21 protein-coding genes are annotated in these 23,440 nt (G+C 49.4%); 4 read left to right on the plus strand and 17 right to left on the minus strand.

Going from position 1 to position 23,440, the window contains the following annotated elements; all coding sequences use genetic code 11:
• Positions 1-2 precede the first annotated feature (2 nt).
• A complete protein-coding gene (locus SPL68_RS17095; RefSeq protein ID WP_323816383.1) occupies positions 3-353 on the minus strand; it encodes a pentapeptide repeat-containing protein in 351 nt (116 codons plus the stop codon).
• A 467-nt stretch (positions 354-820) separates the two neighbouring features.
• Between SPL68_RS17095 and uxaC the strand changes: the two genes are divergently transcribed.
• Both uxaC and SPL68_RS17105 read left to right on the plus strand, forming a co-directional pair.
• Positions 821-2,236: a glucuronate isomerase gene (gene uxaC, locus SPL68_RS17100; protein ID WP_323816384.1), complete on the plus strand. Its 1,416-nt coding sequence runs from the start codon at positions 821-823 to the stop codon at positions 2,234-2,236.
• Between the two features lie 154 nt (positions 2,237-2,390).
• Positions 2,391-3,347, plus strand: a complete 957-nt coding sequence (locus SPL68_RS17105; RefSeq protein ID WP_323816385.1) for an AEC family transporter — start codon at positions 2,391-2,393, stop codon at positions 3,345-3,347.
• Here the strand turns inward: SPL68_RS17105 and SPL68_RS17110 are convergent, their stop codons facing one another.
• The 16 genes from SPL68_RS17110 to SPL68_RS17185 form a co-directional block, all read right to left on the minus strand.
• A complete protein-coding gene (locus SPL68_RS17110) occupies positions 3,348-4,229 on the minus strand; it encodes an SMP-30/gluconolactonase/LRE family protein (RefSeq protein ID WP_323816386.1) in 882 nt (293 codons plus the stop codon).
• A gap of 93 nt (positions 4,230-4,322) precedes the next feature.
• Positions 4,323-5,888 (minus strand): sodium/sugar symporter, encoded by a 1,566-nt coding sequence (locus SPL68_RS17115; protein WP_323816387.1) that lies wholly within the window; start codon positions 5,886-5,888, stop codon positions 4,323-4,325.
• Positions 5,889-6,068: 180 nt separating this feature from the next.
• Positions 6,069-6,854, minus strand: coding sequence for an SDR family NAD(P)-dependent oxidoreductase (locus SPL68_RS17120; RefSeq protein WP_323816388.1), 786 nt, complete (start codon positions 6,852-6,854; stop codon positions 6,069-6,071).
• A gap of 81 nt (positions 6,855-6,935) precedes the next feature.
• On the minus strand, positions 6,936-7,646 hold the full coding sequence (locus SPL68_RS17125) for a FadR/GntR family transcriptional regulator (RefSeq protein WP_323816389.1): 711 nt from the start codon (positions 7,644-7,646) through the stop codon (positions 6,936-6,938).
• Positions 7,647-7,882: 236 nt separating this feature from the next.
• The gene (gene phoU / locus SPL68_RS17130; protein WP_323816404.1) at positions 7,883-8,602 is read right to left on the minus strand and encodes a phosphate signaling complex protein PhoU; all 720 of its coding nucleotides are present in this window, start codon (positions 8,600-8,602) and stop codon (positions 7,883-7,885) included.
• Between the two features lie 20 nt (positions 8,603-8,622).
• Complete coding sequence (pstB, locus tag SPL68_RS17135; RefSeq protein WP_323816390.1) at positions 8,623-9,399, minus strand: phosphate ABC transporter ATP-binding protein PstB; 777 nt, start codon at positions 9,397-9,399, stop codon at positions 8,623-8,625.
• Positions 9,400-9,477: 78 nt separating this feature from the next.
• Positions 9,478-11,166, minus strand: coding sequence for a phosphate ABC transporter permease PstA (gene pstA, locus SPL68_RS17140; protein ID WP_323816391.1), 1,689 nt, complete (start codon positions 11,164-11,166; stop codon positions 9,478-9,480).
• 14 nt (positions 11,167-11,180) lie between these two features.
• Positions 11,181-13,472, minus strand: coding sequence for an ABC transporter permease subunit (locus tag SPL68_RS17145; RefSeq protein WP_323816392.1), 2,292 nt, complete (start codon positions 13,470-13,472; stop codon positions 11,181-11,183).
• A 163-nt stretch (positions 13,473-13,635) separates the two neighbouring features.
• Positions 13,636-14,604, minus strand: a complete 969-nt coding sequence (locus SPL68_RS17150; protein ID WP_323816393.1) for a PstS family phosphate ABC transporter substrate-binding protein — start codon at positions 14,602-14,604, stop codon at positions 13,636-13,638.
• A 243-nt stretch (positions 14,605-14,847) separates the two neighbouring features.
• Positions 14,848-15,276, minus strand: coding sequence for a ClpXP protease specificity-enhancing factor (locus SPL68_RS17155; protein ID WP_323816394.1), 429 nt, complete (start codon positions 15,274-15,276; stop codon positions 14,848-14,850).
• A 117-nt stretch (positions 15,277-15,393) separates the two neighbouring features.
• A complete protein-coding gene (locus SPL68_RS17160; protein WP_323816395.1) occupies positions 15,394-17,640 on the minus strand; it encodes a ubiquinol-cytochrome c reductase in 2,247 nt (748 codons plus the stop codon).
• A 1-nt stretch (position 17,641) separates the two neighbouring features.
• On the minus strand, positions 17,642-18,241 hold the full coding sequence (gene petA / locus SPL68_RS17165) for a ubiquinol-cytochrome c reductase iron-sulfur subunit (RefSeq protein WP_323816396.1): 600 nt from the start codon (positions 18,239-18,241) through the stop codon (positions 17,642-17,644).
• 278 nt (positions 18,242-18,519) lie between these two features.
• Complete coding sequence (rpsI, locus tag SPL68_RS17170; RefSeq protein ID WP_323816397.1) at positions 18,520-18,909, minus strand: 30S ribosomal protein S9; 390 nt, start codon at positions 18,907-18,909, stop codon at positions 18,520-18,522.
• An 11-nt stretch (positions 18,910-18,920) separates the two neighbouring features.
• A complete protein-coding gene (gene rplM / locus SPL68_RS17175; RefSeq protein ID WP_323816398.1) occupies positions 18,921-19,349 on the minus strand; it encodes a 50S ribosomal protein L13 in 429 nt (142 codons plus the stop codon).
• 113 nt (positions 19,350-19,462) lie between these two features.
• Positions 19,463-20,611, minus strand: coding sequence for a cell division protein ZapE (zapE, locus tag SPL68_RS17180; protein ID WP_323816399.1), 1,149 nt, complete (start codon positions 20,609-20,611; stop codon positions 19,463-19,465).
• 100 nt (positions 20,612-20,711) lie between these two features.
• The gene (locus SPL68_RS17185) at positions 20,712-21,371 is read right to left on the minus strand and encodes an alpha/beta hydrolase (RefSeq protein WP_323816400.1); all 660 of its coding nucleotides are present in this window, start codon (positions 21,369-21,371) and stop codon (positions 20,712-20,714) included.
• Between the two features lie 142 nt (positions 21,372-21,513).
• On the opposite strand from SPL68_RS17185, the gene SPL68_RS17190 reads away from it, so the two are divergent.
• A complete protein-coding gene (locus SPL68_RS17190) occupies positions 21,514-22,017 on the plus strand; it encodes a Z-ring associated ZapG family protein (protein ID WP_323816401.1) in 504 nt (167 codons plus the stop codon).
• Positions 22,018-22,135: 118 nt separating this feature from the next.
• Positions 22,136-23,266 (plus strand): trypsin-like peptidase domain-containing protein, encoded by a 1,131-nt coding sequence (locus SPL68_RS17195; protein WP_323816402.1) that lies wholly within the window; start codon positions 22,136-22,138, stop codon positions 23,264-23,266.
• The last annotated feature ends 174 nt before the right edge of the window (positions 23,267-23,440 follow it).

The raw sequence follows: 23,440 nt of genomic DNA on the forward strand, positions 1-23,440 counted from the left end.
CATTATTTATTGTGGTATCGCACCCGAATTCCCAAGTCGAACGACAAACGTAATTCATCTGCCGCTATTTCCCGCGGAAAAAAACAGCCGGATATATGAGCTTGGCAAAAACTGGCGCCCTCTAACTGGGTGGTACGGAAATCAATCCCGCGCAAATCTGCGCCGCGAAAATAAGCGTCGCGCAAATCCAGACCTGTTGCGTCCAACTCGCGTAAATCCAATCCGCGAAAATCACCGCCGCGCAACCCATCCGGTTTTACCTCGCCACGCGCTTTGCGCTGATTAAATTCAGCAATTTTTTCTGCGCGTAACAACTCGTAATAAGGATTGTTATGGACGATAGGCTTGGTCATGTCAGGCTCCGCTTGGTAATGGCTAAAAATACAACAACTGCTTTGACTATAGCCTACCAATAAGGATCTGCTTAACCGATTCCCCCCAGAGAAACAGTATAATGTAAACGGTTACACAAGAGTTTAAGAAATGTAATTATCGCGTCAAAAGCCCTACATCGGCAGTTGGTATTTTGTGCCACAGCAGTTACACTTACCGACAAGCTGCAACATAGCAGCGCGCCCATTTTTACGGTTATTGTTGGTTATCAATCTAGCCCTTGGGCAGGCAATCCTCGGTCAAACTTATCCCCGCAGGTCTAACCCTGTTGGAATAATAATCTTCAACCAGTCTCCTTATTAACAGGATTTGGCTGCTCATTTTTTGAGCTAAGCTGTAGACATGCGTTGAGCGTAAATTTTTTCTTGCCATCGCACAGCCTCACGCGGATTTGCTGTTGCCTCGGCATTATTGAGGAATTGTGAGAATGAGCTTTATCCACGACGACTTTTTGCTCGATACCGAGCAGGCCAAAGTACTCTTCCACGAGTACGCCAAACACATGCCCATCATTGATTACCACTGCCACCTTCCCCCCGAGCAAGTAGGCCAGAATAAGCAATTCAAAAACCTCTACGAAGTTTGGCTTGCGGGCGATCACTACAAATGGCGTGCGATGCGCTCCAACGGTGTGGATGAGCGTTACTGTACTGGCGATGCCAGCGACTGGGAAAAATTTGAAAAGTGGTGTGAGACTGTTCCCTACACCCTGCGCAATCCTCTTTATCACTGGACTCACCTTGAACTGCGCAAGCCTTTCGGCATTACTGACCGCCTGCTCGATAGCAGCAATGCCAAGCGCACTTGGGATCAATGTAACGAGCTGCTCGCCACTCCTGAATTCAGCGCACGCGGTTTAATGACTCAAGCTAATGTGAAGATGGTATGTACTACTGATGACCCAATTCACGACCTCGCACATCACAAAACGGTTGCTGCTGATTCATCATTCAAGTCGGCGATGCTGCCAACCTGGCGCCCTGACCGCGCGATGATGGTGGAAAACACCGAAGCCTATAACAAGTATTTGGATCGCTTGGCGATCGCTGCCGACGTCAACATCAATACCTTTGAAGATTTGATGAAAGCGCTGGATATTCGCCACGATTATTTCCACGCAAATGGCTGCCGCCTGTCTGACCACGGCTTGGAAACTGTTTACGCTGCTGATTACACCGATGAAGAAATCCGCGCGATCTTCCTGAAAATCCGCGGCCATAAAGATCTGGATGCAGTGGAAATCGAAAAATTCCAATCAGCAATGATGGTCGAATTTGCTCTGCAAGATCACGCTAAAGGCTGGGTACAACAATTCCACATTGGCGCCATCCGCAATAACAACCCACGTTTGTATCGCACCCTTGGCCCTGACACTGGTTTTGACTCTATCGGCGACCACAACTACGCCAAACCTTTGGCCAAGTTCCTCGGCCGCTTGGACGATCAAAACAAACTCGCTAAAACCATTATTTACAACCTGAACCCACGCGACAACGAAGTGATCGGCACCATGATCGGTAACTTCCAGGACGGTTCATCTGCCGGCAAAATCCAATTCGGTAGCGGTTGGTGGTTCCTCGATCAAATGGAAGGCATGACTCGCCAAATCGAAGCACTGAGCCAGTTGGGCTTGCTGAGCCGCTTTGTGGGTATGCTGACTGATAGCCGCAGCTTCCTGAGCTATTCTCGTCACGAATATTTCCGTCGCATTCTGTGCGGAATTTTCGGCCGCGACATGGCCAAAGGTTTAGTGCCTAATGACACTAAAATGGTCGGCAAGATGATTCAGGATATTTGCTACAACAACGCGAAAAACTATTTTCCGTTTGTAGTTCCAGAATAAGAGCTCCCGAGTAAAAGTTCTGAAACTAGCAACTGAATAAGCACCCAAATAGGTCTCCAGCCTATTTAGCGTTACAATAAAGCCCGGTTCGCCGGGCTTTATTGTTTCCGGCATTCAGGTTTTTCACGCACGAGTTTTACACTCGAGGTCAACCTTGCTCGCCAACGCACTCCATACCTTTCTGTTTGCCTTTCAAATCACCGCACCGATTTTTGTGATGCTGTTTCTCGGCCTATGGCTCAAAAGCCGCAATATGATCAACGATGGTTTTATTAAAACCTCATCGCAATTGGTCTACAGCCTCGGCTTGCCGGTGATGTTATTTATCACCTGTGCGACGGCAGATACAGCTCACGCAACAGATTGGAATTTATTGATCGCTTTTGCCGTCATGACAGGGCTGGTATTTCTCGGCAGCTTGCTAACAGCACATTGGCACTGCCGCGAAAAACGCGATGAAGGTGTTTTAATTCAGGGCGCTTTTCGCGGCAATCTGGTTATTCTGGGCTTGGCATTTTGCGCAAATGCTTATGGTGAAAAAGGCTTGGCACTTGCATCGCTACCTGTGGCGATGACCGTGATTGTCTATAACGTATTATCGGTTTATGTATTGAATCGCAGCTTGAATGATGGCGATACATCGTTAAAGCCAACCTTGATAGGTATCGCCAAAAACCCGCTGATTATTGCTATCGCGCTCGGGTTTTTGGTCAACTTCTGCAAACTCAGTTTGCCTCAGGTAGTGCTGGATAGCGGTAAATACCTGAGCCAAATGGTGTTGCCATTAGCGCTGATTTGCATAGGCGGTTCACTTGGAGCAACCAAGCTAACCCAGTTGGATTCAATTACTTTTAGCGCATGCGTTTGGAAATTAATTCTCTCGCCAGTGATTGCCTGCGTGCTTGCGATTGCACTGGGAGTACAGGGAGAAGCACTGGCGATTTTATTTTTATTGGCCTCATCGCCCAGCGCAACAATTAGTTTTGTGATGGTGCAAGCGATGAATGGCAATGCGCCCCTAGCCGCGCGAATTGTTGCGCACACTACTATCTGGTCGTTATTTACGGTAACAATCGGATTGTGGTTGCTGGAGTTGCTGCAACTAACTTAATTAACCAAACTTCGCTTCTTCCAGACCCATCACATCAGTTTGAAAAATAAATAAATTGCCCGCTTGTGGTTGCTGTTGCAAGGTTTCATCACTTAAACCAACACGCGCACTGGTCACCGCAAGCAAATTGAGATTTTCTCCACCAAACGCAACGCAGGTTGGCTGTAACACAGGCATTGGCAGAATGAAATCAACACTGCCATCGGGCGCATAGCGCACTACACGGCTGCCGCCCCACTGGGCATTCCACACATAGCCTTGCGCATCCACGCAAGCACCGTCCGGCTCAATGCCCTGCTCTAGCTGTGCAAATACTTGGCGATTGGAAAGTACTCCGCTTGCTGCATCAAAATCGTAAACATTAATAGCAAATGCGGGTGAGTCGGCGTGATACAACTTGCGCGAATCCGGGCTCCAGCAAAGTGCATTGGAGATGTGCAAACTCGTTAAATGTTTAGTGAGTTCGCCATCGGCCTGCAATGAATAAAGCGATGCGCATTGCCACGGAGAATTTTTTTGCTCGCAAATGGTGCCCATCCAAAAACGCCCTTGGCGATCACAGCGGCCATCGTTAGAGCGATTGCCAATAAAATGCGCTTCCGGCTTTGCGATCCATTCAAGCGCACCAGTTTCAACATCAAACCAAGCGAAACCGGATGCAAATGCCGCAAGCAAACGCGAATCATTTTTTGCAAACGCAAAACAGCCGAGCTTTTCCGGCAGATCCCAGTGCGATAATTTTTTGCTCGCCAACTGATAGCGATAAAGTTTAGCGGAGTGAATATCCGTCCACCAAAAACAACCATCCTGCTGATTCCACTGCACACCTTCGCCGAGTAAATTCGCGCAGGGAACAATATCAATTAGGCTAAACGCAACCATAGCAACAACATCTTTAGTTAATAATTTTCATAAGCAGCAGATACAAAAACGCCCCTAAAAAGGGGCGCTTTTACCACTCTTGGTGCGAGGAGCTTACCACCAGGTGGCGTAGATTGCGATCAGGATGAGCACCACACCAACAGAGGCAATATTAAAACCTGATGTGGTTTTGAAACTGACATCGTTCAGATCAATTGCATTTTCCTGCACTTTTGCGCCGGCCAGATAAGTAACAATGGCAGCCAGCACGCAACACAGAATAAATACCAGGCCTACACGATCCATAAATGGCATTTCTGGCAAGTACACTTTAAATGTCCAGGACAAAATAACCGATGCAATGGCTGCGGTTAATGCAGACGCGGCAGTCGCTTTTTTCCAGAAGAAGCCAAACAGGAAAATCACCACAATGCCCGGCGTAAAGAAGCCGGTGAACTCTTGAATAAATTGGAATGCCTGTTCAGATTTACCCACCAAAGGTTTGGCAAGCAATACTGCAACCACCATCGCTACAAATGCAGTAGCGCGACCAATAAATACCAACTTTTGCTCAGAGGCAGCCGGATTAACTGAGCGCTTATAAATATCCATGGTGAAAATAGTTGAAATACTATTGCTCATGGAGCTGAGTGACGATGCAATCGCCGCAACCAATGCAGCAAAGGCGATACCCAATAAACCGTGCGGCAATAATTTCATCATTTCAGGATAAGCTTGGTCAGGCTTACTCAGATCCGGTGCGAGCACGACAGCGCAAATACCAGGTAATACCACAATGATCGGTACAAACAATTTTACGTAAGCGGCGAAGGCCATACCTTTTTGCGCTTCCTGAATACTTTTTGCTGCCAGCGCGCGTTGAATAATGTATTGGTTAAAGCCCCAATAACTGATGTTCATAATCCACAGGCCACCAATCAATACCGAAATGCCCGGCAGATTCATATAGCTTGGATTATCAGGCGATAAAATCATGTCGAATTTTTCCGGTGCTTTTTCTAACAAAGTTGAGAAGCCCGCAACGACACCGGTATCGCCAGAGATTTGGTTGAGCGCCAAGTAGCTAACAAACAAACCACCCAGAACCAAAAAGACCACTTGGATAATATCGGTCATGGCCACCGCTTTCAGACCGCCATATACCGAATACGCCATAGAGAAAAGCGCGAGGAAGATCATGCCATAGAGCATATCGACGCCGAGGAATTGTGAAATCGCCAGCGAGCCCAAATAGAGCACCGAGGTCAGGTTCACAAAGGTGTAGAGTGCCAGCCAGAAAATCGCCATTACCGTGCGCACACGGCCGTCGTAACGGTTTTCCAAAAATTGCGGCATGGTGTAGATGCCTTTGGCGAGGAAAATCGGCAGGAAATATTTGGCGATGATAATCAGCGTAATCGCCGCCATTAATTCGTAAGCCGCGATGCCCATGCCGATCACATAACCGGAGCCGGACATACCAATAATTTGCTCAGCAGAAATATTGGCGGCGATTAAGGATGCACCAATCGCCCACCAAGGCAGGGATTTACTGGCGAGGAAATAATCGTTGGCGTTTTTGTCGTGACCTTTTTCATCACGCGACACCCAGTAAGCGACAAATAGCAAAATCAGGGCGTAAGCAATCAATACCCCTATATCGAGTCCGTTTAAAATCATGTTTGACCTCTGTGTAGTAGTGCGTTCGGTGAGCGCACTTTGTTATTAAAAAATTTTCTTTTTATCGAAAAATAAGACCGTTGTATTTTCGGCTCGCTCTTTAAACAAGAAGCATTCATCGGGCCGACCAATGAATGCTTCCGGGTTGATATTTGTAAAACCGGGCGGGTTAAGTGCTGCTTAAATTCTCCCGCCGTCGATCACAAATTCTTGCGAGGTGATCATCGCTGAATCATCCGCCGCTAAAAACAATGCAAGATTGGCAACATCGTGTGCGCCCAAACGTTTTTTGAGGCACACACGCTTCATCAACTCCTGTTCTTCCTCTTCGCTCAGCCACTTTTCCAATTGCTTGGGCGTCGCTACCCAACCGGGCAAGATGGAATTCACGCGGATGTTATCGAGACCGTAATCCGTCGCCAATGCTTTTGAAATCCCCAAAATACCTGCTTTGGCAGTGATATAGCTGGCCAGCTTTGGCGGCCCGAACTGAACGTTGATCGAGCTGATATTAATGATCGAACCACCACCTAACGCGGCCATCATCGGCTGCACGGCTTGGGCAGCAAAAAATGCCGGATGGAGATTAATCGCCAAACTTCGGTGCCAATCAGCCTCGGTGATGCTCCGGGTATCCACGCGCTGGTCGTTCGCTGCATTGTTAATCAGCACGCTGATATCACCTTGCGCCTGTTGTGCATCGGCAATGCTGCGCTGCAATGCGCGGATATCGCTGACATCACAGACTTCAAACCAGGGACGCGCATAGCCTTTGGCCACTAATTCATCGCAAAGCGCCACTGCACCTGGCTCATCGATATCGACAAATGCCACCTTTGCGCCCTGTGCGGCAAAGGCTTCAACCAAGGCTGCGCCTATGCCAGTAGAACCGCCAGTGATAAACACACTGCGATCCTGCAAGCTCGGGTAGCGGGTGTAGCCTTGGTGGGCTGAGTAGTTATACATGTTGATCTTCTCTCTCGGTTCAGGCGCACTTTTCAAGAAAGTCGCACATAAGCATAGGCGGTTGTGTAAGACCTGCTTCTGCTATGTAGGTTTAACCAGAGATACATTAATCAACTGCATCACTTCTTGCAGCAATGTTTTAACTGCTTTACTTGCCGCTTCCTGATCGCCAGCACAAATCGCATCGTAAATGCGCTTGTGATCATCGTAATCTGCCGTCAACACCCCTTTTAATTGGTTAGTGCTGGCGATACTGACGCGCAGGGCGACCTGAATAAATTCGCGCAACTGGAAAAAGAAGCGGTTATTACCCGCCGCCAAAATTGCGCAGTGAAATTCGATATCGGCCGAGAGCGGATCATCGTGCCCTTCATCGGCGCGCTTCATGCGGGCGAGCGCATCGCCAATGGCTTTCATTTTTATGCTGTCTTGATGGTTTTCCGCCGCCAGTACCGCCGCTTCTGGCTCAATCGCCATACGCAGCTGGGTAAATTCGCGCAGCAGCTCCAGTGAGGGGCGTGCATTGAGCGTCCAACTGAGCACATCGGCATCGAACATATTCCAGTGGGTACTCGGCATTACCCGAATTCCCTGCCGCGGACGCGAGGCAATCAGCCCTTTCGCCGTGAGCATTTTGACCGCTTCACGGGTCACACTGCGGCTGATATTGAACTGTTGCGATAACTCCGCTTCAGTAGGGAAGGATTTATCAATCGCGTACTGACCTTGAACAATTGCCGCACCCAACTGATGGGTTAACTGGTGAGTAAGGTTGCGCCCTGTATCCAGCATATTAATTTAGCCTATTTATATTATATATTATTGGGGTGCCCGACAAGGCTTAATTGTCGTCGCTGTCATCTGCCCTTATCGAAAGAGCAACGGACACCCCATGTGATCTGAAAATAAAAAAACCCGCGCCTGCACGCAGACGCGGGTTATTTAACAAGAGGACGCCAGTTTAGTCACGCAAAAAATATGCTGTAAGCCAAGCTGGCTCAACCTTTGCCGACAATTGCTCTCGCTGTTTATTCCTTGCTGTTGAGATTCTCGGTGATCTCTTCCACATTGGAGTGACGCACGTCTTCACCCTTCACCAGATAAATCACGTACTGCGCCAGATTGCGCGCATGGTCGCCAATGCGCTCCAGTGCGCGCAGCGACCACATGATGCTCAACACGCGCGTAATGCTGCGCGGATCTTCGATCATAAACGTCACCAGCTCGCGCATGGCTGAGCCGTATTCCATATCGACTTGTTTATCGGTTTGCACCACGTTCAGTGCCAAATCCATGTCCAGGCGCGCGAACGCATCCAGCGCATCTTGCAACATACGCGAAACGTGCCCACCAATATGACGCACTTCAATGTAACCGCGTGGCGATTGACCATCTTTATTCATTGAAATGGCCTGACGCGCGATTTTTGTTGCCTCGTCGCCGATACGCTCCAAGTCGGTAATCGCTTTGGTAACGGCGATCACCAAACGCAAATCACTCGCGGCCGGTTGACGGCGAGCGAGAATGCGCGTGCACTCTTCATCTATCGCCATTTCCATTGAGTTAACTTTAAAATCCGCGCGCACAACTTGCTCGGCGCGCTCAACATCGGCATCAATCAACGCTTGAATTGCATCGTTAACCTGACGCTGTGCCATGCCGCCCATTTCGGACAAATGGGTGCGAATGGCTTCCAGCTCGATATTAAATTGTTGTGAGATGTGATGAGTGTGACTCGTAATATCCATAACCATGATGCGCCTCCGCATTAACCGTAACGGCCGGTGATGTAATCTTCTGTTTGTTTGTGAGTGGGATTGGTAAAGAGCGTGTCAGTCAACCCATGCTCAATCAGATCACCCATGTACATAAACGCGGTGTAATCAGAAACGCGCGCTGCCTGTTGCATGCTGTGCGTTACAATCACAATCGTGTATTGGTGCTTTAACTCGTTGATCAACTCTTCAATTTTCAATGTTGAGATTGGATCGAGCGCCGATGCTGGCTCATCCAACAAAATTACTTCCGGCTCAATCGCAATTGCGCGCGCGATGACCAAACGCTGTTGCTGACCACCAGATAAACCAAATGCATTTTCATGCAGACGATCTTTTACTTCATCCCAGAGTGCAGCGCCTTTTAAGGATTTTTCTACCACTTCATCCAGAATGCGCTTGGACTTAACACCCTGTAAGCGTAGACCATAGGCCACGTTTTCATAAATCGATTTAGGAAACGGATTAGGCTTTTGAAACACCATTCCCACTTGGCGGCGCAGCTCTGCCACATCGACACTTTTGTCATAAATGTTTTGACCATCGAGCAGGATTTGCCCTTCTACGCGGCAGGAATCCACCAAATCATTCATACGATTAAAGCAGCGCAGCAAAGTCGATTTACCGCAGCCAGACGGGCCGATAAATGCCGTTACTTTTTTCTCCGGTATTTTCAAACTCACACCGTTTAACGCACGCTTTTGATCGTAGTACAAATTGAGATTGTTTACTTCAAGCTTGATCGGTTCCACCAATGCTGTCGGACTCATATGTTGTGCCTGTTTTTAAAAACCAAAAATAAAATTCACTAAATTATTTCAATTTCATGACAAATTTATTGCAGCAGATTAATCCGATGCACTGCGATATTTCTCGCGCAAATTATTACGAATTTGGATCGCTGCAATGTTCAACACAATGATCAGCAATACCAGCGTCAACGAAGTTGCATAGACCAATGGACGCGCCGCTTCTACGTTGGGACTTTGGAAGCCCACATCGTAAACGTGGAAGCCCAAGTGCATGATTTTTTGATCCAAGTGCAGGTAAGGATAATTACCATCAACCGGTAATGCCGGCGCCAGTTTTACTACGCCTACCAGCATCAGCGGTGCCACTTCACCGGCAGCGCGGGCAATCGCCAGAATCAAACCGGTCATCATTGCTGGGGTTGCGAGCGGCACTACCACTTTCCACAGGGTTTCTGCTTTAGTCGCACCCAGTGCAAGACTGCCTTGGCGAATGGTGCTTGGAATACGCGACAAACCTTCTTCGGTCGACACAATCACAATCGGCAGCGTCAGCAGCGCCAAGGTGAGCGATGCCCAGAACAACCCCGGCGTACCAAAGGTTGGTGACGGTAGGGATTCAGGGTAAAACAACTGGTCGATATTGCCGCCGAGGATGTACACAAAAAAGCCCAGACCAAATACGCCGTACACAATCGAAGGAACACCGGCAAGGTTGTAAACCGAGATGCGGATCAACTTGAGCACAGTGCCTTGCTTGGCGTATTCACGCAGGTAAATCGCTGCCAGCACACCCAATGGTGTCACCATGATCGACATCACAATCACCATAGTGATGGTTCCGAAAATCGCGGGGAAGATACCGCCTTCAGTGTTTGCTTCACGCGGTTCGTCGGCCAGAAACTCCCACAAACGATCTGCATACTGCGCCAGCTTGCCCATTACGCCCAGTTCGTTCGGGCGCGTCACGCGCACTATATGGTCGAAACCAATCACGGTTTGCTTGCCATCGGCCGTGCGCACCTGCAACTTGTCGCGTGTAGCCTGGGCGAGAATTTCATCGCGTTTGGTTTTGATCAGTGAATACTCGGCTTCCAGCGCAGCGCGGCGCTCGGCCATATCGGCATCAGCCAAGGCCATAGCCTCACCTTTCACGCCATCCAACTCCATACGGCGACGCTCAAGGCGCAGTTCATCCATACCGTTGTTGATGCGACCAATATCGACTTTCTCAATACGCGAAACCTGTTCGTGCAACTCCAGCGCGCGCTCCAAACGCTTATCCAGCTCCTGCCAGAAGTTTTGGTCGCCCAGCTTGCTTACTTGTGCGCCATTATCCTGAATCGCAACGGGATAACCGTAGAAGTTGCCCCACTCACGACGCTCGATCGACACAGCATCAGCTGGGTACTCCCATTTGCCCATTCCCATATCGAGAAACCAGACAAAATCGCGTCCGCTGATATCGCGGTTGCCCAGTTTGATCAGGTGACGGGTAATCACTTCCAGATCGTCAGGTACTTCATAACCACCGTCGCGTGCAACCGCAGCAGTGATGACTTCATCGCGCACGAACTCACCCATGATGATGTGTTGCTGCCCGCTGCGATCAGTTACCGAGGTTTGCAAAATATCTGCTGGCCAGAAGTGGCCGAAGCCTCGGATGGCAATCAACCCCAGCAGTCCAACTACCATGATCATGCTCAGCGCAACCGCGCCACCATTGAGCCAGACCCAAGGTGAGCCGCTTTGAAACCAGGAGGTCTGTCTAGATGTCAGTTTTTTCATCGAATCTCACCCAATTACAGATTGCTGTAACGCTTGCGAAGACGTTGGCGAATTACTTCAGCCAAAGTATTCACTACAAACGTCAGCGCCAGAAGCACAAGGGCTGCAAGGAACAGGACACGGAAGTGGGTACTCGCCACCGCCGTTTCCGGCAGTTCCACCGCAATGTTGGCGGAGAAAGTGCGCATCCCTTCAAAGATATTGAAGTTAACAATCGGGCTGTTACCGGTCGCCATCAGCACAATCATGGTTTCGCCCACGGCGCGGCCGAAGCCCATCATCATCGCGGAGAAAATACCGGGGCTGGCGGTCGGCAATACCACGCCCACTACGGTTTGCCAGCGAGTGGCGCCCAGCGCCAGCGAGCCTTGAGTCAAGTGGCGCGGCACACTGAATACGGCATCTTCAGCGATGGAAAAGATAGTCGGGATCACCGCAAAGCCCATCACAATTCCCACAACTAAAGCATTGCGCTGGCTGTAGTCGATGCCATTTTCGGTAAACCACTGGCGCATGCTGCCGCCAAATACCAGAACTTCGGTCATTGGGCTAAGCGCCACACACAGCCATACGGTAAGGATGATCGGCACAATCAAAATCGCCGCTTCCCAACCTTCGGGCACACTGGTGCGCAGGGATTCGGGGCAGCGGCTCCAGATATAACCGGTGACAATCATGATCACCGGTAAGGCAATCAAAATCGCAAAGATAGCCGGCAGATGGTTTTCCACAAACGGCGCCAACCAGAGACCAGCAAGGAAACCGAGGATTACCGTCGGCAAGGCCTCCATAATTTCGATGGTGGGTTTTACCAAGCCGCGCAGTTTGGGCGTCATAAAGTAAGCGGTGTAGATAGCACCGGCCACGCCCAGCGGGATAGCAAACAGCATGGCGAAAAATGCGGCTTTCAGGGTGCCGACCGAGAGCGGCACAAAGCTCATCTTGGCTTCAAAATTATCGCTACCTGAAGACGCCTGCCAGATGTACTCGGGCGACTCACGCCCTTCGTACCAAACCTTTTGCCAGAGTGAACTGAACGACACTTCTGGGTGCTTGTTCCACACATCGGCTACCGCCAGATTGTTGCTGTCATCGAGCAAAAGCGCGCGGTTATGGATGGGCGAAACGGCCATCTGCACTATGGATTTATCACTTAACTCGTCGAGGAACAGGGTGCGCTCGGAGGTGCCGTAATAGATGCCGACATTGCCTTTGTCGTCGCTGACCCAAAAGCCGCGGCGAGCGTGCTCGGGAGTTACACGGACAACTGCGCCCTCAAGCGAATCAAATGCGCGCACAAATTTCACTTCATACACGTTGTCGCTGTTGCGCACCAAAAACCATTGGCTGACCTCACCCTGATCCGTGCCTATCACCAATGAAGCTGTACCTACCAAAAACTCCATCGCAGTAATTTTACCGCCCGGCACAGCAACCGGTGCCTGACGCACTGGCGCGCTAGGGTTGATGATGTTGTACAGCCACAGCTGGGCTTTGTCGTCGGCAACGATGAAATGCTGCGCACTTTCATCGACTTGAATAGCAATCGGCGTTACACCTTCGGGCAACGCAGGCAGAGTGAAAATCTCTTGGCTGAGCGTTTCTTCGCCGGTGATCATATTGGTATTGCTGCTAAACACGCCCAATAACAGGCGCTTATCGGCAGTCAGTGCCCCCAACAAAATACCGCTGGACGAATCCTGCACCGCCAACTGGGTAATGGCCGCACCCTGCTCGTCCAACTGCAAAGTGTTTTCGCCCAGCGGGAAAACCAGACTTGGAGTGATTTTGCGTTTGTCGTTGGGATAGCTAAGTGCGTAATTCACCTTGGCCAAAGCTACCTGACCATTGCTGTAACCGTAGGCAATCAGACCTTGGTCGGGCGTACTGGTCGCCAAACGGGTAAAGGTCGCACCTTCGCTCACCGGAATTTGGGCATTCAGAATTTGACTGCCATCGTTCACTGAAAAGAAATTCACTGCACCGCTACGCTTGAAACTGGCTCCGATTTCTTCGTAGCGCTCCAAGGTTAGGTATTCTGTGGCATCGGCTTCAGTCTGCTGCAACTGCGTCGGCGTGTATTGATGGGTAATCTCAACCGATGCCCCGCGAAACAGAGGCGCGATCTCGGAAAACAGGTAGAAAAAAATCAATCCCAAAGAAAAAACTACCGCCAAACCGGCAGTCATTACCCCGTAGCGCGATAGCTTATCTTTAAATTGACGAATGCGACGCAGGCGGCTGCGCTGCTCGGTTGTTGGCATCAAGCTCTGAGTTGGCTTGGCCACTGCGGCTGATTCGGACATGGTCTACTCACCTGAGTTATCTGGCGTGGAAATGCTAACAACCAAAAATGACACTTTTGTTACAAACACCAGATCTTTGTCATATTTCTGTCATCTTTTTTAGTGATGACTTGCATAAAAAAACGCCGAACTAAGTCGGCGTTTTTTCGATCACACATGGTGCTTATTGAAACTCAGCCAGAGCCTTGGTCACCATGGTTGCTGGCAGCGGGATGTAACCATCGCGCACTACAGTTTCTTGACCTTGCTTGGACAGAACCAGCTTGATGAATTCCAATTGGATTGCATCCAGCGGGCGGTTCGGGTGCTTGTTGATGTACATATAAAGCACACGTGACAGCGGATAAGAACCGTCAAGCGCGTGAGACGCTTCAGCAGTTACAAAAGGTTGGCCTTCTTTCTTGGCCAAAGGTACCGCTTTAACACCTGAAGTGATGTAACCAATACCTGAATAACCAATACCGTTGATAGACTCGGAAACACCTTGCACTACAGATGCAGAACCTGGTTGCTCAAGTACGCTGGCTTTGTAATCGCCTTTACACAGAGCTTCATCTTTAAAGTAACCGTAGGTACCCGATACGGCGTTACGGCTGTAAATGGTGAAATCGCGGTTTTCCCAAGCGCCAGTCAAACCTACTTCACCCCAGCGAACGATGTCTTTAGCACCGCCACATTTGCGGGTAGCAGAGAAAATGGCATCGACTTGAGGAATGGTTAAACCTTTGATCGGGTTATCTTTATTCACGTAAACAGCCAATACGTCGATAGCCACTGGCACTGCGGTTGGTTTGTAGCCGTGCTTGGCTTCAAACGCCTGAATCTCTTCAGTTTTCATCATGCGGCTCATTGGGCCGAAGTTCGCAGTACCTTCAGTCAACGCTGGTGGTGCAGTAGAAGAACCGGCACCCTGGATTTGGATGTTCACGTTTGGATAGACTTTTTTGAAGTCTTCCGCCCAGAGGGTCATCAGGTTGTTGAGGGTATCGGAACCGATAGAGTTCACGTTACCTGATACACCAGTTACCGCCTTGTACTCTGGCAATTTTGGGTCAACCGCTGCTTGCAGCGCGGCTGCACACACCATAGAGCCGGCCAATACCAACCCTTTGATAATCTTCATAGCGTTCATAGAGCGCTCCGTTTAGTCATTCGTGAATAATCAATTTTGCGTGTTGATGAAGAGACTTTCCCTCTCCATTGGCGGCCACTTTATCCAGCAAATATGACAGTAATATGACCAAACAGAGTTTTTTGTCACAAAAATGTCTTTGAATCGTCACAATATTTTCCGCAGCCTTTTCTCATGCACAAATGAAAACACCAGCCGAAGCTGGTGTTTTTTAACTGGCTCGTTGAGCTCTCAGGCTTACCGTTATTTGACGACTCTAAGCCCAGGGCGCTTGGCCTTTGGTGCTGCTCCCGAGGGGGATACAGGCTCAGGACGGGTAGGTGCAGGAGATGGCGGCACTGGTGGCTGTGGATTTGTCTCTGGTTCGAACATCATGCCTTGGCCGTTTTCACGCGCATAAATCCCTAAAATCGCCCCGCAAGGCACATATAAATTATTAACGACACCACTAAAACGCGCGTTAAACGATACCGCGGTGTTATCCATAAAAAAGTCTTTAATGGCAGATGGGGAAATATTCAGGATGATCTGGCCATCTTTATTCACATGCTGTTGCGGCACTTGCGTGCCCTGCACATGGGCATCAACCAAAATATGAGGAGTGCAATTGTTGTCCAATATCCATTCGTAGATGGCACGCAAAAAATAAGGGCGACTGGAGGTCATGGACATAGAGAGTTCCTTAGCTGTTCAAATGAATACCGGCGACAACTTACAGGTATTTTGTGTGAGGCTCAATTTAATCGAGCCAAAAGCAAAACGGGCGACCTAAGTCGCCCGTTTTTGTTATCAGTGAATATCTCGCCAGAATTCGCGATTCAGGAAGTAGACAAAGATAAATAGGATCACCAGGAATCCGAGTACATACAAACCAATCGACTGACGCTTAACCGCGATAGGCTCAGCAACATACTCAAGGAAGTTCACTAGATCATATACCGCCTCATCAAACTCAGCCTGAGACATAGAACCTTTGATTTTGCCTTCTTTCAAAGCACCGCAATGCTCATCCACTACCACTTCACCCACATCGTTGCGCAAAGCGCCGCCGTGATGATTCAGTTTTGGACCAGCACCGCACTCCAGCAAACCTTGCGGGCCAATCAACACGTGCGGCATACCCACGTTCGGGAACACACGGTTGTTAACACCCCAAGGACGCGTTTCATCTTTATAGAAGTTGCGCAGGTAGGTGTACAGCCACTCAGGTGAACGAGCACGTGCAACCAAGGTCAGATCCGGTGGAGCAACACCAAACCAGACTTTGCCTTGCTGCGGCTTCATGGCGATTTCCATCAATTGACCAATACGCTGATCACCGAAAATCAGGTTTTGCTCCATCACGCTGTGGGGAATATCCAAGTCATCGGCAACACGCTCAAAGCGTGAGTATTTTGCCGAGTGACAACCCATACAGTAGTTTGCAAAGTACTTGGCACCGCGCTGCAGAGACTCTTTGTTCTCCAGATCGGGTTCCATCACATCACAAGGAATAGTCCCGCAGTGGAAGGCACCTTCAGCTGCTACCACTTTGATTGGAACAACTGCCAGAATCAGGAACAGCACAAAACCAGCGGCAACCACCAAACCCGGCAGACCTTTAGCTTGAGTGCGAGTTGGCTCAACCAAATCTTTATCGCGCGCAGCCAACATCGGCAATACCGCGAAGATAACAGCCAGAACAAAACACAAGAACATCAACAGAGCTGGAATATGGCCAGCCTTGAAGTCACCGATGTAGGAGATACCCATCCAAGCAAAGATCACCGCAAATACACCGCACGCAACCCAAGACAGTTTGGATTTGGTCTTATCTGAACTGGTAGTAGTCCAAACCGGCATAGTCAGGAAGTAAGCGAAGTAGAAAGCAGTAGCGATTTGCGACAACAGAGTTCTACCTTCAGTTGGCGATTTAACTCCCAAGTAACCCAACACTACGAACATAGCTGCGAACGCAATCAACATGATGCGTGGGATATGACCGCGATAACGCATGGATTTTACTTTGCTGCGATCCAACCAAGGCAGAACAAACAACAAGGCAATAGCAGCGCCCATAGCCACAAAACCAAGCAGTTTCGCCGTCAATACCATCGGGCCTACTTCGATTTGCAGAGTTACTGCACGCAATACTGCGTAGAAAGGAGTGAAATACCAAACTGGCGCAATATGGGTCGGGGTTTTCAGGTTGTTCGCTTCTTCAAAGTTGGCGTATTCAAGGAAGAAACCGCCCATCTCTGGCATAAAGAACATGATGAAGCAGAAAGCAAACAGGAATACGGTAATACCAACCAAGTCATGAACTGTGTAGAACGGATGGAAAGGAACGCCATCGCGTGGAATACCGTTTTCATCTTTGTTCTTTTTGATCTCAACGCCGTCAGGGTTGTTAGAACCCACTTCGTGCAGTGCCAGAATGTGCATCACCACCAGCGCTAACAATACGATTGGCAGTGCAACTACGTGCAGCGCAAAGAAACGGTTCAGGGTAATACCAGAGATCAGGTAGTCACCGCGAATCCATTGCACCAAGTCTTCACCGATACCGGGAATAGCGCCGAACAGGGATACAATTACCTGCGCGCCCCAGTAAGACATCTGACCCCAAGGCAGTACGTACCCCATAAAGGCTTCTGCCATCAGCACCAGATAGATAGTCATACCGAAGATCCACACCAACTCGCGTGGCGCCTTGTACGAACCGTACATCATGCCGCGGAACATATGCAGATAAACCACAACGAAGAATGCTGATGCGCCGGTGGAGTGCATATAACGCAGCAGCCAACCAAAATCCACATCGCGCATGATGTATTCAACAGACGCGAACGCGCCTTCAGCAGAAGGGTTGAAACTCATAGTCAACCAAATACCAGTCACCAATTGGTTAACTAATACCAGCAGAGAGAGAACCCCAAAGAAATACCAGAAGTTGAAGTTTTTGGGCGCGTAATACTTGCCCATATGGGTATCCCAAGCACGCTGTACTGGGAGGCGCTTATCGACCCACTGCCACAAACCTGTTAACCAATTCATCTTATGCCCCCTGATCTTCGCCAATCACAACAACAGCATCGCTTTCATAACGATGAGGAGGAACCTCCAGATTCAGCGGAGCAGGAACCGCTTTATATACACGTCCCGCTAAATCGTATTTGGAACCGTGACAAGGGCAAAAGAAACCACCCTGCCATTTTTCGCCGCCCAAATCAGCAGCACCTACATCAGGGCGATACATGGGAGCACATCCCAAATGCGTACAAACCCCCAACATAATCGCAAATTCTTTATTGATAGCACGCTCAGGGTTTTTAGCGTATTCAGGTTGTTGCGGCTCATTAGAATCTGCATCGAGCAGAATACCTTCGGCTTCAACTTTCTTCAGGCTATCCAAGGCAGCCTGAGTACGACGCACGATAAACACCGGCTTACCACGCCACTCAACAGTGACCATAGCGCCCGGTTCAATTTTGCTAATATTGTACTTTACCGGTGCACCAGCAGCTTTCGCCTTGGCACTTGGGTTCCAGGAACCCACAAACGGAACTGCGGCACCCACAACACCAACCGCACCCACAGCACACGTGGCTCCGATTAATACGCGACGGCGCGTTTGATTTACTGCGTCATTACTCATGACGATTTTCTCCCCTAAACACGGCTAGCAATTTGCCTAAAATCGTCCTGCGACTTGAACTAAATACCGCTCAAAGCCTGCGAACGAAGGAATATTGGGTGACTCAAGAAAAGGCGGGCAATGTTAATGAATTAACGCTCTGCTTACAAGAATAACCACACACATTCAGTGGGTTATAGAAGGTTAATTTTAGACGTAAAAAAACGCCCAAGCCAGTAAAGACTTGGGCGCTTTTATTGATTGCCTCCAGCCAGCCATAAACCGACTGAAGAAAACCATTAACGCTTGGAGAATTGTGGCTTCTTACGTGCTTTACGCAGACCAACCTTCTTACGCTCAACTTCGCGAGAGTCGCGAGTAACGTAACCAGCTTTGCGCAATTCGCTACGCAGAGACTCATCGTACTCCATCAGAGCGCGAGTCAAACCGTGACGAATCGCACCAGCTTGACCAAAGCTACCGCCACCAGAGACAGTAACATTCACGTCAAATTTTTCTACCAGACCAACCAGTTCCAATGGCTGACGAACAACCATGCGCGCAACTGGACGACCAAAGTATTCATCCAAAGGACGATCATTAACAGTAATTGCACCAGTACCTGCAGTGATGAACACACGAGCAGTAGAGGTTTTGCGACGGCCGGTGCCGTAAAATTGTGCAGACATGTCAGCTCCCCTTAGATGTTCAGTTCTTTAGGTTGCTGAGCAGCATGTGGATGCTCATTACCTGCATAAACTTTCAGTTTTTTGAACATAGCACGACCCAGTGGACCTTTCGGCAACATACCTTTAACGGCAGTTTCGATGGTGCGCTCTGGCGCTTTTTCAATCAACTTTTGGAAGCTGATTGACTTGATGCCACCCACAAAACCAGTGTGAGAGTAATACATCTTGTCAGTCGCTTTACGGCCAGTCACGCGCACTTGAGCAGCGTTGATTACAACGATGTAATCACCGGTATCAACGTGTGGAGTGAATTCTGGCTTGTGCTTGCCACGCAAGCGTGAAGCAATTTCCGCAGATAAACGGCCGAGGGTTTTTCCCGCCGCATCCACGATGAACCAGTCCTGAGAGACAGATTCTGCTTTGGCAATATAGGTCTTCATGTTATTCCTGCCTAATTGGATGTGGAACTAATTTAGATAGATAAACGCCCCTAAAATAGGGAGGCAGCATACTACACAGCCAATGCCTGTTTTTCAACCACTATTTGACCTGATTATTCAGGGCGATGCGGCCGCGCCAGATACTCGTGACTTTGCATCTCCAGCAAACGACTAACAGTTCGCTGAAACTCAAAATCCAACTTGCCAGTGGAGTAAAGCTCCGCAAGCGGCCGTTCGGCAGAAATCACCAGCTTGACCTGCCGGTCGTAAAACTCATCAACCAGATTAACAAAGCGGCGCGCCTGATCATCGTTAGCCCGCCCCAAACCCGGCACATTACTCAAAATGACCGAATGATATTCGCGCGCCAGCTCGATATAGTCGTTTTGCGAACGCGGGCCATCACACAATTCAACAAAATCGAACCAGACAATACCTTCACTAAGGTAGCGCGAACGAATCAACCGCCCCTCTACCTCAAGCTCAATATTCTCACTCACCTCAGCATTGGCCGATAACAAGCTCTTGAAGCTAGCCATCAGACTCTGATCTGCCTCTTTATCTAAAGGAGAATGGTAAAGCTCGGCCTGCTCCAAAGCGCGCAGACGATAATCCACACCGCCATCGACATTCACCACCAGCGTATGTTGATTGAGTAGAGCGATAGCGGGCAAGAAGCGCGCACGCTGCAAGCCATCCTTATATAGGCCATCAGGAACTATATTGGAGGTTGCAACCAATGTGACACCACGCGCAAACAACTCTTCCATCAAGGTGCCGAGAATCATCGCATCAGTGATATCAGACACAAAAAACTCATCGAAACAAATCACCCGCGCCTCTGCAGCGATAATATCAGCCACTTGTTTAAGCGGATTTTTCTGGCCATCAAGCTTTTTAAGTTCAGCGTGCACACGGCGCATAAAGCGATGGAAATGCGCGCGCAGTTTTTGCTCGAAGGGCAGGCTCTCGTAAAAATTATCCATGAGATAGGTTTTGCCGCGCCCCACCCCACCCCAAAAATACAGGCCGCGCACCAATTGCCGCTGCTTTGCACCACCAGTCAGTCGCTTGAAGAAGCCGCCCAAACCGGACTCTTCCCGTTCAGACTGCCATGCCGCCACCAACTGCTCATAAAGATGCTGAAGATGATCAACGGCCGCTGCTTGCGCAGAGTCACGACGGAATTCCGGGCGCTGCAGATCACGCTGGTAACGCGCCAAAGGGGATAAATTCTGGGGAGATAAAGAAGATACAGTCATATATAAAGAAGGCTTATCAATACTGGGCGCCACTTTAGCGATAAGCCGCTAGTGGCGCATTAGTTTTTGTGCAGTTTGCGTTTTTGCCAGAAGGAATCTACTAGGCGATTTGCCGTTGCAGCACCTGAGTCAAATCGGTTTTTAGCTGTGTAAGATATCCGTGAAAAAAGTGCCCTGCCTCAGGGTAGCGCAATAACTCCGCCGGACTTTGCAGAGCCGCAACCCACTGATAAACCCCTTCCGCGATTACTCGCTCATCCTTATCCCCCTGAATTACCGCCAGTGCGCAGGGAAAGCGACCATCGCGATCATAGGGATAACGCTCCACTGGCGGCGCCACCAAGGTTAGATGCTGTAGTACCCCCACCTTGTAGCTTATCTGGGCAGCAATTGAGGAACCGAATGAAAATCCCGCCAACAGTAACGCCGAATCCGGCAACTCTTGCTCCACCCAGCTGGTCACTGCCAAAAGATCATCCAGCTCGCCAATTGCGTTATCAAAAACACCCTCACTTTTGCCCACGCCGCGAAAGTTAAAACGCAGCACATGGATTCCCAAATCGCGATAGGTGCGCATCAAAGTGGTCACTACTTTATTGTCCATAGTGCCGCCATGCACCGGATGCGGATGACAAATAACGACCAGCAGGTTGCGTGCCGCAAATTGCCCGGATTCATCCCCATGATGAATCACCGCTTGCAACTGACCCGCAGGCCCGGGGATAAACACATCCTGCTCTCTGGCAAAAGGAAACATCATCAATAACCTCGACAATTAAACACAAACATACGCACTCAATAATTTTTGCCCATTTTAATGAGAAAATGGACTTATAATAGAAATATCAACGACCTCGGCCATATATCGCCCGAGCCATCGCAATACCCAGCAGGAGATTTTTGTGTATTCATCCAGTGCATTAGTTATTACCGGTTTGGTTTGTTTAATCGCAGGCGCCGGCCTTGGCGTTTTGATCACCTATGTATTCCGCGAAAAATTCCTCGGACAAGGTATAGAGCAGCGTTTGCACGAAGCCGAAAACTCACTGCAAGGCTATCAACGCGACGTTGCCGAGCACTTTGCACAAACATCGCAACTGGTTAACAACCTGACTCACGCCTATCGCGAAGTTCACGAGCATTTGGCCAATGGTGCGTTGAAGCTGGCTACTCCAGCAATCAGCCGTCAGATTCTCGATTCTGCCAACACCGGACTGAGCCCAGATAGCAAAGCCTATGTCACCGAACAACGCATTGAGCCACCGCGCGATTGGGCACCTAAAGCTCCGGGCGCCAAAGGCATGCTGAGCGAAGATTACGACCTGCGTGATGACAACACTCATGCGCGCATGCCAACTGAATCGGCCGATGATTTTGACTTTGACGGCAAAGCTAATCGCTATTAATTGATGCGCTACTAGCATTCACGGATTTGACCGCGAACAGGACGTCGAAATAGATGTACAAACCCCGCGCAGTGCGGGGTTTTTGTTGGCAATAACAATATCGACGGAGACGTTTTACATGTTCCTACAACGCTTGCTGCAGTTTATTAGCTGGCCCATTGCTGCAGGCGTCATCATCGCATTGCTCGCGCTACTACTCTTCCCTCAGCTGCGCGGCAGCCAACCTCCTGCACCTACCCCCAACCTCAACCTGCCAGTCGGCGTTGTATCCTATGCCGATGCAGTTAATCGCGCTGCTCCCGCAGTAGTGAATGTGTATACCGAAAAACGGGTGGTGCAACGCAATCAAAACCTGTCTAACAATCCCTTTTTTCGCCACCTGTACAACAACTCCAATACGCCGCAGCAAGAGCGCATGCAAAAAACGCTCGGCTCAGGGGTGATTGTTGATGGCAGCGGCCTAATCCTTACCAACAACCACGTGATTAATGGCGCCGACCGTATTGCTGTACTGCTTTACGATGGCCGAGTGACATCAGCAGAGCTGATTGGCGTCGACAAGATTAACGACTTGGCAGTACTTAAAATTCAACTGGAGAATATTTCCGCCATCACCCTCGGCAACGCCGACAACATCCGCGTAGGCGATGTAGTTTTGGCAATCGGCAACCCTTTCGGGGTTGGCCAAAGTGTGAGTCAGGGCATTGTGAGCGCAACCGGCCGCTGGAACCTCGGCATCAATAGCGCCGAGAGCTTTATTCAAACAGATGCTGCCATCAACCCCGGTAACTCGGGCGGAGCCTTAATAGACGCCAATGGCAATTTGATTGGCATCAACACCGCCATGCTCGATGAAACCGGTGCATCATTCGGGATCAGCTTTGCACTGCCGGTTGATAAGGCTATGAACTCACTTAAACAAATTGTAGAGTTTGGCGGAGTCAGACGCGGTTGGTTAGGCATAGGAATCAGTTACCTATCCCCCGAACAACTGCGCACACTGGGCACCAATGGTCTATTGGTTATCGAAATCGAACCAGGCAGCCCTGCTGAAAAAGCCGGATTTAAATTGAATGATGTGATTACCCATATCGACAATATCGCACTGGTCACTGAGCAATCGCTCAGAAACTCTCTCGGCAACATTCAACCTAATGCTGAAATTGCTTTCCGGATTATTCGTGACGGAAAAGTGATGGAACTTAAAGCGATTGCAGACTTTCCACCTGACAGCCGCACAAAAACCTGATCTCCCCTGATCGAGATAAATACTCACACATAAAAATGGGCGCCAAAGAGACTGTGTCAAAACCCTAGAGCCCAGGGTTTTGATTTGAGAAAATGCCCGCATCGTTTTGATGCGGGCTTTTTTTATGTACTACAAGAAAGGGGAAGCCGTTACTCAAGGCAATTTATTTCCCGT

Origin of the sequence: Cellvibrio chitinivorans, assembly GCF_035117775.1 — a bacterium.
Taxonomy (GTDB): domain Bacteria; phylum Pseudomonadota; class Gammaproteobacteria; order Pseudomonadales; family Cellvibrionaceae; genus Cellvibrio; species Cellvibrio chitinivorans.

Coding starts and splice junctions, on each gene's coding strand:
- zapE (WP_323816399.1), bottom strand. CDS start 20,611: ATGACTGTATCTTCTTTATCTCCCCAGAATTTATCCCCTTTGGCGCGT.
- SPL68_RS17155 (WP_323816394.1), bottom strand. CDS start 15,276: ATGTCCATGACCTCCAGTCGCCCTTATTTTTTGCGTGCCATCTACGAA.
- SPL68_RS17145 (WP_323816392.1), bottom strand. CDS start 13,472: ATGTCCGAATCAGCCGCAGTGGCCAAGCCAACTCAGAGCTTGATGCCA.
- SPL68_RS17160 (WP_323816395.1), bottom strand. CDS start 17,640: ATGAATTGGTTAACAGGTTTGTGGCAGTGGGTCGATAAGCGCCTCCCA.
- uxaC (WP_323816384.1), top strand. CDS start 821: ATGAGCTTTATCCACGACGACTTTTTGCTCGATACCGAGCAGGCCAAA.
- petA (WP_323816396.1), bottom strand. CDS start 18,241: ATGAGTAATGACGCAGTAAATCAAACGCGCCGTCGCGTATTAATCGGA.
- SPL68_RS17115 (WP_323816387.1), bottom strand. CDS start 5,888: ATGATTTTAAACGGACTCGATATAGGGGTATTGATTGCTTACGCCCTG.
- SPL68_RS17095 (WP_323816383.1), bottom strand. CDS start 353: ATGACCAAGCCTATCGTCCATAACAATCCTTATTACGAGTTGTTACGC.
- SPL68_RS17110 (WP_323816386.1), bottom strand. CDS start 4,229: ATGGTTGCGTTTAGCCTAATTGATATTGTTCCCTGCGCGAATTTACTC.
- SPL68_RS17185 (WP_323816400.1), bottom strand. CDS start 21,371: ATGATGTTTCCTTTTGCCAGAGAGCAGGATGTGTTTATCCCCGGGCCT.
- SPL68_RS17120 (WP_323816388.1), bottom strand. CDS start 6,854: ATGTATAACTACTCAGCCCACCAAGGCTACACCCGCTACCCGAGCTTG.
- pstA (WP_323816391.1), bottom strand. CDS start 11,166: ATGAAAAAACTGACATCTAGACAGACCTCCTGGTTTCAAAGCGGCTCA.
- rplM (WP_323816398.1), bottom strand. CDS start 19,349: ATGAAGACCTATATTGCCAAAGCAGAATCTGTCTCTCAGGACTGGTTC.
- pstB (WP_323816390.1), bottom strand. CDS start 9,399: ATGAGTCCGACAGCATTGGTGGAACCGATCAAGCTTGAAGTAAACAAT.
- SPL68_RS17195 (WP_323816402.1), top strand. CDS start 22,136: ATGTTCCTACAACGCTTGCTGCAGTTTATTAGCTGGCCCATTGCTGCA.
- SPL68_RS17125 (WP_323816389.1), bottom strand. CDS start 7,646: ATGCTGGATACAGGGCGCAACCTTACTCACCAGTTAACCCATCAGTTG.
- phoU (WP_323816404.1), bottom strand. CDS start 8,602: ATGGATATTACGAGTCACACTCATCACATCTCACAACAATTTAATATC.
- rpsI (WP_323816397.1), bottom strand. CDS start 18,909: ATGTCTGCACAATTTTACGGCACCGGCCGTCGCAAAACCTCTACTGCT.
- SPL68_RS17150 (WP_323816393.1), bottom strand. CDS start 14,604: ATGAACGCTATGAAGATTATCAAAGGGTTGGTATTGGCCGGCTCTATG.